This window comes from Maribrevibacterium harenarium (assembly GCF_006385675.1).
Taxonomy (GTDB): Bacteria; Pseudomonadota; Gammaproteobacteria; order Pseudomonadales; family Marinomonadaceae; genus Marinomonas; species Marinomonas harenarium.
Genome location: NZ_VFRR01000057.1, coordinates 1 through 12,479, shown reverse-complemented (window position 1 = coordinate 12,479; position 12,479 = coordinate 1). Strand labels below are relative to the sequence as shown.

At 49.1% G+C, this 12,479-nt stretch carries 12 protein-coding genes and 1 other RNA gene; 8 read left to right on the top strand and 5 right to left on the bottom strand.

Annotation, left to right across the window (positions count from 1 at the left end):
* Window positions 1–183 precede the first annotated feature (183 nt).
* Both FJM67_RS15975 and ffs read right to left on the bottom strand, forming a co-directional pair.
* Window positions 184–807 (bottom strand): TnsA endonuclease N-terminal domain-containing protein, encoded by a 624-nt coding sequence (locus FJM67_RS15975; protein WP_140591447.1) that lies wholly within the window; start codon window positions 805–807, stop codon window positions 184–186.
* Between the two features lie 135 nt (window positions 808–942).
* Window positions 943–1,039, bottom strand: an RNA gene (gene ffs, locus FJM67_RS15970) — signal recognition particle sRNA small type.
* 248 nt (window positions 1,040–1,287) lie between these two features.
* On the opposite strand from ffs, the gene FJM67_RS15965 reads away from it, so the two are divergent.
* The 3 genes from FJM67_RS15965 to FJM67_RS15955 all read left to right on the top strand — a co-directional run bounded on the left by FJM67_RS15965 (window position 1,288) and on the right by FJM67_RS15955 (window position 4,598).
* Window positions 1,288–2,148, top strand: a complete 861-nt coding sequence (locus FJM67_RS15965; protein WP_140591444.1) for a 6-carboxytetrahydropterin synthase — start codon at window positions 1,288–1,290, stop codon at window positions 2,146–2,148.
* 19 nt (window positions 2,149–2,167) lie between these two features.
* On the top strand, window positions 2,168–2,581 hold the full coding sequence (hisI, locus tag FJM67_RS15960) for a phosphoribosyl-AMP cyclohydrolase (RefSeq protein ID WP_140591441.1): 414 nt from the start codon (window positions 2,168–2,170) through the stop codon (window positions 2,579–2,581).
* Window positions 2,582–2,921: 340 nt separating this feature from the next.
* A complete protein-coding gene (locus tag FJM67_RS15955) occupies window positions 2,922–4,598 on the top strand; it encodes a methyl-accepting chemotaxis protein (protein ID WP_140591438.1) in 1,677 nt (558 codons plus the stop codon).
* A gap of 25 nt (window positions 4,599–4,623) precedes the next feature.
* Here FJM67_RS15955 and FJM67_RS15950 read toward each other — a convergent pair whose 3' ends face one another.
* The gene (locus FJM67_RS15950; RefSeq protein ID WP_140591435.1) at window positions 4,624–6,945 is read right to left on the bottom strand and encodes an ATP-dependent helicase; all 2,322 of its coding nucleotides are present in this window, start codon (window positions 6,943–6,945) and stop codon (window positions 4,624–4,626) included.
* A gap of 199 nt (window positions 6,946–7,144) precedes the next feature.
* Between FJM67_RS15950 and FJM67_RS15945 the strand changes: the two genes are divergently transcribed.
* The 4 genes from FJM67_RS15945 (at window position 7,145) to FJM67_RS15930 (ending at window position 11,015) form a co-directional block, all read left to right on the top strand.
* Window positions 7,145–8,347, top strand: coding sequence for an ABC transporter substrate-binding protein (locus FJM67_RS15945; RefSeq protein ID WP_140591431.1), 1,203 nt, complete (start codon window positions 7,145–7,147; stop codon window positions 8,345–8,347).
* Between the two features lie 27 nt (window positions 8,348–8,374).
* Window positions 8,375–10,054 carry an ABC transporter permease gene (locus FJM67_RS15940; protein ID WP_235890090.1) on the top strand — a complete coding sequence of 560 codons (1,680 nt, stop codon included), beginning with the start codon at window positions 8,375–8,377 and terminating at the stop codon, window positions 10,052–10,054.
* Complete coding sequence (locus FJM67_RS15935) at window positions 10,047–10,670, top strand: ATP-binding cassette domain-containing protein (RefSeq protein ID WP_140591425.1); 624 nt, start codon at window positions 10,047–10,049, stop codon at window positions 10,668–10,670. The genes FJM67_RS15940 and FJM67_RS15935 overlap by 8 nt, the downstream gene beginning before the upstream one ends.
* A 99-nt stretch (window positions 10,671–10,769) precedes the next feature.
* Complete coding sequence (locus FJM67_RS15930) at window positions 10,770–11,015, top strand: hypothetical protein (RefSeq protein ID WP_140591422.1); 246 nt, start codon at window positions 10,770–10,772, stop codon at window positions 11,013–11,015.
* Here FJM67_RS15930 and gloA2 read toward each other — a convergent pair.
* Both gloA2 and FJM67_RS15920 read right to left on the bottom strand, forming a co-directional pair.
* The gene (gene gloA2, locus FJM67_RS15925) at window positions 11,012–11,398 is read right to left on the bottom strand and encodes an SMU1112c/YaeR family gloxylase I-like metalloprotein (RefSeq protein ID WP_140591419.1); all 387 of its coding nucleotides are present in this window, start codon (window positions 11,396–11,398) and stop codon (window positions 11,012–11,014) included. The two genes, FJM67_RS15930 and gloA2, sit on opposite strands and share 4 nt — an antisense overlap.
* Window positions 11,399–11,452: 54 nt before the next feature.
* Window positions 11,453–11,698, bottom strand: a complete 246-nt coding sequence (locus FJM67_RS15920) for a hypothetical protein (RefSeq protein ID WP_140591416.1) — start codon at window positions 11,696–11,698, stop codon at window positions 11,453–11,455.
* Between the two features lie 67 nt (window positions 11,699–11,765).
* Between FJM67_RS15920 and FJM67_RS15915 the strand changes: the two genes are divergently transcribed.
* A partial coding sequence (locus FJM67_RS15915) for a hypothetical protein (RefSeq protein WP_140591413.1) occupies window positions 11,766–12,479 on the top strand: 714 nt, incomplete at its 3' end.

Here is a 12,479-nt window from a genome sequence, read left to right as displayed (position 1 = left end):
GCATTCATATTGTGTGCTCCGTGGATGAATAGACGAAACACAGTTTGGGCGGGGTTAAGCGCGAAAACTAGAGGCTGATTTAGTGACGCTTACAGTTGAGTAGTAAATCCTTATTGGGTTCAGAGTGAAACTCTTGTACACATTCTTCATCTAAATTGCCCTCAAACTCATCCTCAAACATAATCAATTCTCATTAATTAGGGAATGCTCACATAGTGGCTCTGTTACTAAATCTGCTGTGATAGCTCCGATACCAATTAGAACCGCACAGGCGGCAATACACTCCCCAATTACTAAATTCATTTTGGCTGCCATCTGGCGAATTGAAAGACTTTTTACCTTTTTTACGAGCTCAAGTACTTTTTTATGAACATCTGATAAGGTGGTGTTCGAGAAACGATGAAGTGTTTTAAGGTTTGATAAAAGGTGCTGATTACGAATTTGCTTTTCAGAGACCAAGATCAGCTTGTAACCCAGCTCACTATAAGCCGCTCTTTTTTTCTCAAATTCGTTTCGAAATTTTTCTGTTGTATGAATACGTTCTGGTTTAATTTCAATGTATTCAATCTCACCAGTATTTTTCACAACTTTAAAGTCGGGTGTGTAGCGTCGGACTTTGCCATCTACAAGATACTCTATGCCGTGGGGTTGAGATTCAAAAGCCGCTATGGTGGGTGAAAACTCGAGATGAAAACAAGCGTCAAACTCAAGACCACTTTCACACATGATGGTCGAATGGCTCTTTCTGCTCGCGAACTTGTAGATATTTTTACTTGGGCTAGGTTTGCGGAGATTGCGAGTGTACATACACCACACCTGTAAGTTGTAACTAAATAACAACTTAAACGTAGACTATGTCAGCTTATGCTGCAAAGTTTGTCATCTTATGGTGGTTTTTTGTCACTTTATGGAGGAATTTACAGGGGGGAATTTAGGTGGCATCTCTGCCAGCCTCACCCCGGCACCCGAGTCTACCGCTGTGGCTGCTTCCTTCCGGACCTGACCAGATTCACGGTTTATCGTTGCGGGGGGACCAGCAGAGACACCATAGAGGAGGTCTCGTTGACCTTGGTGGGGCATTATACGCACTCTGTTTCGATGTGCAACCTAAGCTATGGGGTTTATTATCTTTTTTCTATTAGTGTGAATACTTTAACGAAATTCGCTGGTTCGCCGCTACCGTTGCTGAAGCTTTTAGCGCTCTCGGCTATACTTGACTAACTTTATCGGTTTTTGCCGCTGTCTCTGTAGCACAGAGTCGGCGATGTATTTTATGGGAGCGCGCAGTTGAAACTGTTTGTAAAAAATCTCACCCATGTGGACTTATCGTATTTTTGCCCGGAGCGCGGCGTATTAGGTGAAAGTTGGCAGACGGATGTTATCCTTACTGGCAAACTTAACGCCGAGGGTATGGTGTGTGACTTTAGTATCGTTAAGAAGCAGATTAAAAAGTGGCTGGATGACCACATTGATCACACGTTGGTGATACCTGCCGAACACCCCCATGTGTCTATTGTGCAACTAGAGTCAGCCCGGACGCAGTTTGTGTTTGACGATGGCAATCCTGCCCATCGCCTGGAGTGTAACGCCCCGACTCAGGCATTTTGTGCCCTCCCCTTAACTCAAATCAGCGCCGCGGCAGCAGCCCATTGGGTCGAGCAGCAAATTCTTAATTTATTACCCGCTGAATTAGAGGCTGTGGCAGTGCGCTTCACCCCAGAGCAAACCAACGCCGCCCAATATCAATACAGCCACGGCTTGAAAAAGCACGATGGTAATTGTCAGCGCATTGTTCACGGGCATCGCTCGGTAATTGAAGTTTACCGTAATGGAACACGGGATGAAGCACTGGAGCAAGATTGGGCCCAACGCTGGCATGATATTTACCTTGGCACAGATGAGGACCTACTTGGCATCATCGAGGAGAGTTCCCAGCGATACCATCACTTTGCTTATGATGGTTCCCAAGGCTTTTATGAGCTGAAAATCCCTAGCCGCCAAGTGTATATGTTGCCCTGCGATACCACTGTAGAAAATCTCGCTACTTATATTGCCAACAAGCTCGCCCATGAAAACCAAGGTGATGTGATTGAAGTTCATGCCTTTGAAGGCATTGGTAAAGGCGCCATTTGTAGCGCTCAGGTTTAGTCGCCCATTAGGAAACAAGATGACATTAAAAGCATTTGAACATCTCGCCAAAGGTGAAACCTTATCCCTTGACGAGGTGCTAGCCAATTTAAAAACCGATAAAGACGGTCTGATCGCCGCTATCGCCCAGCAGTACGACACAAAAGAAGTGCTTATGCTGGCGTATATGAACGAGGTGTCTATTCGCGAAACCTTAGAGACCGGGCAAGTTTGTTACTGGTCGCGCTCCCGCCAAACCTATTGGCGCAAAGGGGAAAGTTCTGGCAATCGTCAGCGCTTTATTTCGATGGCATTCGACTGTGACGGCGATGCCATTTTGTTGCAGGTGGATCAAACAGGTCCTGCTTGCCATACCAATCGCCGTGACTGCTTCTTCTTCGGCGTGGAAGACAATAAAGTGGTCATCCAATCAGCACCGATGACCGACGCCTAACCCCTCTACCCCCTCCCCTATTAATGCCCTAATGTTGTGCGCTCGTTTGAATAACTGAACGAGTGCATAACATTACGTAATCCTAGTGCACATTTCATATCTCTTACGTAACAACAAGTAACACCACAACCCTTTAACTATCTTATACAAAAAGCTACAAATAGCGCTAAAAAGCTACACAATACACCATCAAAAATACACCTAAGTCTTTGAATTTATTAAAAATTGGACAAAAATTTTAGTTTATGACTGAATGGCATACGAATCGCATACAAGAATACCGCAAGACTAGAATACTCATTCACTTTTAAGTAAATCAGTTACAAAAATTGGTGAACACATGAATAATTTTTCGGTTAAAGCAAAGATTCTATCCCTCGTGATATTGTTTGCTATCGTGGTGGCTGCGCTCAGCGCCAACTCCGCCATGACCAGTAAAGCCGTGTCCAGCGAGTTGGAAGCCCTGTCTGCTAACAGCCTAACCTTGGTAAAAAACCTAGAGCGCAGCCGCCAGTTGCTACTCAAACAGACCGTGGAGTTTGAGCGTGGCTTCTTCCAGGTATCTATTGCCAAGTCCATGGGCGGCTACGGTGTGGAACAGATCCAAGAATCCGCAGATAAGTTCAAGCAATACTCCCAAGAATTAGCCGACAGCTTAGTAGAGGTGAAAACCACTCTCCAGCTGCTGCCCGACAATGCCTATATGGCGCCACTGATCGAGCAGATTGATCAGCTCGAAGCGTTGCAAGTGGAGTTTTTAAACGCCAGTACCGAGACCTATGACTGGTGGCTAAAGCTGAAAACCATGCAGGCAAATAAAGCGCGACGCAACGCCGACGAACTACTGGTTAATATCAATGGCACCATGGAAAGCATCATGAGCACTATTGATGAATACTCCGCCGATGTATCCGCCGCTCAAACCACTAAGCTGGATAATACCCTTGCTACCAGTGCGGTCATTACCTTAGTGGTCATTATTGCCGGACTGACCTATAGCATTCTGGTTATTCGCAGCATCGTTGCCCCACTGAAAAAGGCGGTGAAGCGAGCTGAAGCGATTGCGTCCGGTAAATTGACCCGCTCCTCTCACAAGACAGTGCGTAGGGATGAAATCGGCGCCTTGGAAGCCGCTTTCGACACGCTGATTGATCAGCTGGCGACTATTATTGACGACGTAATGAAGTCCAGTACCGCTCTCTCTAGCGCGGCAACGGATTTAAATCGTATTACCACGGACTCTTCCGCTATGGTAGACCGCCAACAGCAGGAAACCGCACAGATTTCCCAAGCGATTCAGGAAATTCAAACGACTGCCGTTCATGTTTCTCAGGCGACGACAGAAGCCAGTGAAGCGGCCCACTCTGCGGAAGCGGCGGCTAACGAAGGCACTAAGATCGTTCACTCGACCATTGCCACTATCGAAGGCTTAGCGGATGAGCTTAGCCGTTCCGCCAATACCATCCAAAACTTGAAGCAAAATACGGATGAAATAAACAACATCCTGAATGTGATTCTAGGTATTGCCGAGCAAACCAATCTCTTGGCGCTAAATGCCGCTATCGAAGCAGCGCGGGCCGGTGAACAAGGCCGCGGTTTTGCCGTGGTGGCCGATGAAGTTCGCCACTTGGCGCAGAATACCCAAGATGCCACTCAGCAAATCGAGCAGATGATTCAAGCCTTGCAATCCGGCACAACGGAAGCCGTGCGCGCCATGACCCAAAGCCATGAACGCTCGGTACGTGCGGTGGAGCAAGTTCGCAACGAAGGGGAATCTTTGGCGCATATCAACGGCTCGGTTACGCAAATCCGGGATATGAACGATAGAATTTCAACCACAGCGGAAGAGCAAGCTAGTGTGACCACGGAGGTGCGCCGCAACATCGACAATATCAGCACTATCACCAACGAAACCACCAGCGCCATGCATGCGTTAAATGCCCGCGCCGACCAACTTTCAGAACTTGCCACCGAGCTGACCCAGAAAGTTCGCTATTTCGAACTTTCTCAGCAATAGGCCAATCCCACCTTTTTTAGTACCTCTAAGCCGACCCTCTGCGGCTTAGAGGTACTAATTTCGTGTGTTTGGGGTTAAAGCGTTTTAACCCCTCACTTTCAAAATCCACAAAGATCATCCGCTTACCAGACTGCTCTTGGCGCACCACAATACCTTGGCCGTATTGATCATGGCGGACTCGATCACCGGGTTTCAACAGTCCGCTTTTACCGGGATCATTGGCTTGGAATGCCACGTCGATTTCTAAACCACTGGCACTGAGGTAGTTTGCCAGTGGCGCGACTCGACTGCTTTTTACCGTTACCGCTCCTGTATCGCTTTGAACTGCCAGTATTTTTTCAACGACTTTGGGCTGGGATTCAAAGACAAACCGCGATAAACATTTGTTGTCCGCAGCGGTCACCGGTAGCTGTCCTTGTTCCAGTTGGCTTTGCTCTCGCTTCCCCGCTGCTGTTAAAAAAGCAAGGCGCTGTTTGGCTCGGGTAATCGCCACATAGAATAAACGTCGCTCAGCCGCTAATTGCGCCTGAGCCTGTCGGTCAATGGCACTCAAGTCCTTTTCGTAGTATGGAAAGCGCCCTTCCTGCAACCCAGCCAGCATCACGCAGTCAAACTCCAAGCCTTTAGCTTTGTGAATGGTCATCAAATGGATGCCGTGTTCTGGGTCTTGCTGTTGTTGCAGGTTTTTCAATTGCTCCAACACTTCCCCGGCAGTTTCCCCAACACCCTGCACATAGGCAATGAAGGCATCGCAGGTAGCGATACGCTCTTGTATTTGGATGTCTTTGTTGGCGGTATGCTCGAAGTAACGGTAAATACCGAGCTTTTCGATGGTGGACACCAACCCTTGTCCCGGCGACTTATCGTAGATAGCTAGCGTCCTTAGCCAGTCCGCCCGTTCCAGCAGTTTTTTTGCTTTCCAGCCATCTAGCTCCCCTGCCGCTTGTTCTAATAATTCCGGCAGAAGATGGGGCGCAACCCGGGCTTTCTTAATCAGTGCCTGACGGGCGTGCTGGTCGCCAATAGCGTTGGGTACGGTAATGAGGTAATCAATATCTTCCCTTTGATAAAAGCATTCAGGATGTTGTAAGCCCCCGGCCATTACTGCTAGATAAGCCATCAACAATCGAATCTGCCGGTTTTCCAGCAAAGGGGAATCCCCGTGTAGCTGATACGGCACCCGACGATGCATCAGCGCCAACTGCACCGGCACCATATCACTGTAAAGACGAGCTAAAACTGCACAGTCGCTTACTTTGCCCCCTTGGTCGAGCCAGCGCTTTAGCTCCATTAGCAAGGCTTTACCGGGGCGATCGGACTGGGCAAAGCCAATTTCCGTAGTTTGCCCAAAACCCAACACTTGTTGTCTGGGTGCTTGTTCGTGTAGCAAGCTAGTGGCCATCATGCCGATCTGGTGCCCAAAGCGAAAACTGTGGGGCAACGAGTAACTCGCTGGATGAGCAAAGTCCGCCACGAACTGCTGATCCATAATTTCTGGAGCCGCCCCGCGCCACTCGTAGATGCACTGTTGTACATCTCCAACAATCATCCAGTAGCTGCATTGCCCATATAGGGCTTTCAAGAGCTCATATTGACAAGGGTTGATGTCTTGAAACTCATCGATCAGTAGGTGATCAAATTCTGGCGCAATGGTACGAATATAGTCCTGTTCGCCGGCGTCACCTTGGGCAAGCAGTAGTTGGGGCGCTTTCAGTAAATCCGCAAAATAGGCCCAGCCAAGCTGTTGGCGGCGCTGCTCACAGGCTTGATACAAACCGATAAAGAAACGCTTGTCTTTGGCCCAGCCGGCGTCTTCAAACACCTCTTCCGGGGGCAATACTGCCGCTTTGACTTGATCCACATAAAGCAGAAAGTCTTCCAACCACTCCCGTTCTTCCCCTACTGGCATCTCACCACCGTCCCGTAACAGGATTTGCCGCGCATCCCGCAGCAACCGCACCAAACTAAACTCGTCGGTTTTTAGTTCGAACTTGGGCAATAAACCCCGTTGCTGCAAACGCTGGCATAGGCGCATGCCAAAGCCATGAAAGGTCATAACGGGCGGGCTGACCAACCCTTTATTGGCTAACGCTTGTTGCAGTCGCTGGGAAAATTCTTCCTGAGCGCTTTTGTTAAACATCAGCACTGCGATACGATGGGCAGCAACACCTTGTTCTAGCAGATAAATCACGCGCTCGATTAGGGTGGTAGTTTTTCCGGCACCGGCGACCGCGGTGACTTTGGCGTGATGAGCCAGAGAATGATTTACCACGGCGAGCTGCTGGGCGGTCAATTTTGCCGCAGTTGATGTCTGGCTAGGGTGATGAATGTTGGTCTGAACCGGCATAGTGTCTCGTAGTAGTGCAACCTAGTGATAACAGTGGAACCGAGTGATGGTCGTGCTGCCGAAATGGGGAACGGCGCCCATGTTACGGGAAAAGCTAACTTTTGCCAAAATTCCCAAAGTCGTTGTAATAAAACCCAAAGTCTCGCGTCTAACCAAGATACACTGGGTTTAAATGAAATCTGATAAGGAGTTTCTAAGCATGAAAAAACTGGCGATCGCTCTGGTAGCAGCCATGTCAACCTACGCCATGGCGGAGAATGCAAACCACCCCTCTTGGTCTGATACCCTAATGAAAGCCAAAGGCCAAACCGTATATTGGAATGCCTGGGGCGGCGCTGACAATATTAACGATTATATTCAATGGGTTGCTGACCGGGTGGAGGACGAATACCAGGTTCAACTCGAACACGTGAAGCTAACTGATACCGCCCATGCGGTGAGTCGGGTACTAGCGGAAAAAGTTGCCGGACAAAACGACAATGGCTCGGTTGATTTGATCTGGATAAATGGCGAGAACTTCCGTGCCATGAAGGAAGGCGGTCTGTTATTTGGCCCATTTGCCGAGACCTTACCCAACTATCAAACCTACGTGACTGCCAGCGCTCGCCAGAGCCTTACCCAAGATTTTGGCACTCCGGTGGAGGGCATGGAGTCACCCTGGGGCATGGCGCAGGTGGTGTTTATGTATGACACTGCCACCTTGTACGAACCACCGAAATCCATGCACGCCCTGTTGGACTACGCCAAACAGCACCCGGGGCGCGTGACTTACCCAAGACCGCCACAATTTCTCGGCTCGACGTTTCTTAAGCAAGCGCTAAGTGAACTCACCGACGACCCGAGCAAATTACAGCAACCGGTTGCCAGTCAGGACTTTGATCAAATCACTGCGCCGTTGTGGGCTTTTTTGGATGAACTTCACCCTGTTGCTTGGCGCTCCGGCACCACTTTCCCCGGCAGCTCTGAGGAGATGATGCGCCTGCTGGATGATCAGGAAATTGATATTGCCCTAAGTTTTGATGTCTCAGCCGCTTCGGTACAAATCGCCCAAGGCAACTTGCCGGACACGGTACGCACCTATGTCTTGGATGGCGGCACGATTGGAAACACTCACTTTGTCGCCATTCCCTTTAACAGCAGCGCCAAAGAAGGCGCCCAAGTGGTTGCCAACTTCCTCCTTTCTCCTGAAGCACAAGCCTACAAGCAAGAGCCGACCGTATGGGGGGATTTAAGTGTGCTGGATTACCATAAACTTGAACCAAAAGATCAGGCACGCTTCGACAACATCCCCAAGGGGATTGCTACCTTATCCTTAGGAGAGCTAGGAACCACCTTACCGGAACCCCATGTTTCTTGGATGGAAGCCCTAGAGCAAGGTTGGCGTGAACGCTACGCCAATTAACATTACGTCATGACGCAAAGGATGTTATTGGCAGGGTTTATTGGGGTATTGCTACTGGCTTTTACCCCTTTTGCCGTGGGTATGATCAGCATTCTGCTGCCCGCCTTGGGCTGGCAGCCACTGACGAATACCTGGGTGGACACCCAACACGTTTGGCTGGAGCTGTGGCAACAGCCTGAACTCGTTAACGCACTGCTACGCACCCTAGTCTCGGGTGTTGTCGCCACGTTGCTAGCATTGGTTTGCGCTTATGCTCTGGTAGCAAAGTTAAGCCAAACCCAGTTTGGTCATTGGCTAGGGGCCGTAGCCGCCCCTTTACTGTCTATTCCCCATAGTGCTGCCGCCATTGGCTTGGCCTTTCTTCTCGCCCCTTCCGGTTGGTTATTTCGCCTCGTCAGCCCTTGGCTAACAGATTGGCAGCGTCCACCAAACCTAATTACGATACAAGACCCTTATACGCTGTCCCTGATTTTAGCCCTTGTACTCAAAGAAATGCCCTATTTGGTGTTTGTAATGATGGCCATTGCCCGCCAGGACAAAATTCGCCAGCTGCTCACTACCTCTCAACAACTGGGTTACCCGCCCTTGATCACTTGGGGCAAATTACTACCGACGTTGTTTTATCGAGAACTGCGCCTACCCATTTTTATTGTGCTGTCCTTTAACTTGACTGTCGTCGATGTGGCGCAAATTTTAGGGCCCGATACACCGCCAACCTTTGCCGTACTCTTGTTGCACTGGTTTCAGGACCCAGCTATAGATCGTATTCCTATCGCAAGCGCAGGGGCCCTGCTACTTCTTGCCTTGGTTGCTGCGGTCAGTATCGGGTGGGAGTTATGCGCGAGAAGCCTGTTGTCTTATTTGAAGAATCTCACCTTAACGGGCTCAAGACAGCAGCCACTATTGGAATGGGGGTTGCGCTTTGCTTATCTTCTATCACTTTTGCTGTTAGCTTTAGCATTTCTTGCCTTGCTGGTGTTGCCCATATGGGGCTTTGCCCAGCGCTGGCGCTTTCCCGATCTTTGGCCACAGAGCTGGTCTTTCGATACCTTCTGGCGCATCCAGCAACCACTATTAGAACTAACCGCCAATACTTTTATGCTGGGCGTCACCTCAGTGATGCTTGCGCTACTCGCTAGTCTACTCCTGCTGGAAGTGAGCCGGATACTGACACGCTACACCAGTTTAATAATGATATTATTCTATTTACCTTTAGTTTTGCCGCAGATTGGTTTCCTATTTGGCATTCACATTAGCTTGATAGTAATAGAGCTGCATCACCCTTTTTGGACGACCGCCTATTTACACTGGCTCTATGTGCTGCCTTATGTGTTGCTGACCTTGAAAGGGCCTTATTTAGCGTTTAACCAAAACTACCTTGATGAAGCTATCCGTTTGCGCCCTCACCCCCTACGTAATTACCTAGGGATAAAACTGGCCATGTTAAAACCTGCGTTGTTTACTGCGACCGCTATCGGCTTTGCTGTCAGTGTGGCCCAATATCTGCCCACATTAATTGGGGGTGAAGGACGATTATCCACCTTGACCACGGAAGCCGTCGCACAGGCCGTAGCCGGGGATCGCAAGCGGGTTGGCTTGGTTGCTATGACACAAGCGTTATTACCTCTTTTGGCATTTTTACTTGCGGCTTTGTTACCGCGTATCTGGACGCCCCTACGACTAAGGCTAAAATACCCACATGCTTGAATTGAATCGTATATCCATCGCTTTACCGGAGCGCGACCTTATCCGCGACCTGAGTGTAACGGTAGCGCCGGGGCAGGTTGTGGCTGTCACCGGCCCTAGCGGGCAGGGAAAATCCTCACTCTTAGCTTACGTGGGCGGTTTTTTGCCGGATGCATTGCAGGGGAGCGGCACGGTCAACCTTAATGGCAAACGAATCGACTCACTGCCCATGGAGCAACGTCGTTTGGGAGTACTACAACAACAGCCATTGCTATTCCCGCACCTTAATGTGCTAGAAAACCTGCTATTTGCGATTCCTGAAGGCCAAACCAATAGACAGCGCCGCGCCCGCGCCTTGGACACTTTAGCTGCCGCTGGGTTAAACCAGGTAGCCTATCAACTTCCCGATACCCTTTCTGGGGGACAGGCGGCGCGAGTGGCCCTATTACGCACCTTATTGAGTGAACCACAGGCATTGTTGCTAGATGAGCCCTTTAGCAAACTGGATATCGCCCTACGAGAACAGATAAGGGAGTTTGTCTTAGCACAAATTCATCAGTTTGCACTGCCGACCTTACTTGTCACCCATGACCCAGAAGATGTGGCGGCTTTACGGGCTTCAGAAATCAAACTATGAGGTAAGACTTTGTAATTGAAAAGCTGACTTACAGCAGTAGCAATCAATCGGAACTGACATATAGTTCAAACCCATCATCCACATCTGGGGGAACATTACATGAAACGCACTGAAACCCTAATTGGCAAATATGGCAATGCCGCCACTCATAGTGAGTATTTGGTGGTGGAGATCGAATGCACTTCCTCAACGCCAGATAGCCAGTGCGGCAAGAAATTCTCCGTTCAGCGCCATTACCAGACATTTAACGGCGAAGCCCTTGAGCCGCTGGGCGGTGTGAAACCGGAACGCTTTCGAGTGCCGAGCACCAATGAAATTATTGAAAAAATGAGCTTGTCACACTAGCCCTGATACAACTCCAGCGGCAGACCGTCTGGGTCGGCAAAAAAGGTAAACTGCCGCCCAGTCAACTCATCCACTCGCACTGGCTCCACCGACACTCCATTTTGCTCTAGGTACTCTTTCCACTCCTCTACCGATGCAACACGAAACGCCAAATGACGCAGGCCACATGCCTCCGGCCGACTGACTCGCGCCGGCGGATTTGGAAAAGAAAACACCTCTAACTGGCTACCATCCGGCAACAACAAGTCGAGCTTGTAAGAGCCCCGGGACTCCCGATAAGTTTCAGCAATGACGGGCAACTTCAACAACTCCGTGTAAAACGCCTTCGACTTCAAATAATCACTGACAATAATCGCCACATGATGGACGCCTAATAACTGCATATTTTTTCCCGTAAGACAGCCTAAATGGAATTATTGGGAATATAACAAGTGGTTTCACGCATTTCGCCTTGCAGGACTACTAGCTTTAACCGCAGCCCAAGCCGCAAACACCGTAACTGCTGCGCTGATAATGCCGCCCGCTATCGTTAACCAATCGCTCAACTCGATCCCAAGCCAAGCAGCAGTCTTATCGGCCTGCCCAACCAAGATTGGATGATCTATGACAATGTTCGTCAGCTTGTCGCTCGCCTGTTGGCGCCGAAACACCAACTCCTCACTTAGCCTTTTGCATGTGTCCATTTTTATCCATTCCATATTAACGTAGATATGAGATCATAGTGCCGCTCATTCACGACAAAGGAAAGTTATGAGAAGTAAGACTGCAAAACTCTTGATCGACCACGCGCTAACTCTCGCTACTGGTGTTCTGCTGGGTGTAAGCCTCACAGTCCCCGTTATGTCTACTGATTTTGTTTCCGCTGTATCGGCGGTTGGAAGCCTGTTGGCTGGGGCTGGAACCGTTGGCTTACTGCTTTTTGGTTGGCTTAAGGCTGACGAGTGGATGAATAAAATGGATTTTGAAAAGCGAGACAAAATACTTCAATCGATTAGCGAAGCAATATACGACCTGAATGTAATTAAAGAAATGTGTGGCTATCACTCTACGGCATTAAAGCATAGGGCTTACTTAACCGAAAATTTAGAGGCGTTCAATGATGAAGTTTACGAAGAAGACCCAGCGACAGGAGAAGTGAAAAAAGCTTCAGACCATCAGGATGAAAATATTGATGATTACAGTCGAGCACTTGATCGACGAAACGCTGAACTTAGTCATTTTGATTGGTCAGTTGATGAGCGCCTTAAATCATTTCAATCAAATATCATTCAAGCCAACGTCCATTTGGTCACTTTGAATGACTTAGATGGGTCTTTGGATGTAGGTGTTTTCAGCACTACTTCAGATATAAAAGGCGAAGTTGTTGGTAATGGTGCATATTTCGGAGCATTCCGACCAGCCATTTCGGGATTATCCGATCGCCCATTTCGGTTTAATCCGATCACCGGTTCCGCGATTATACGA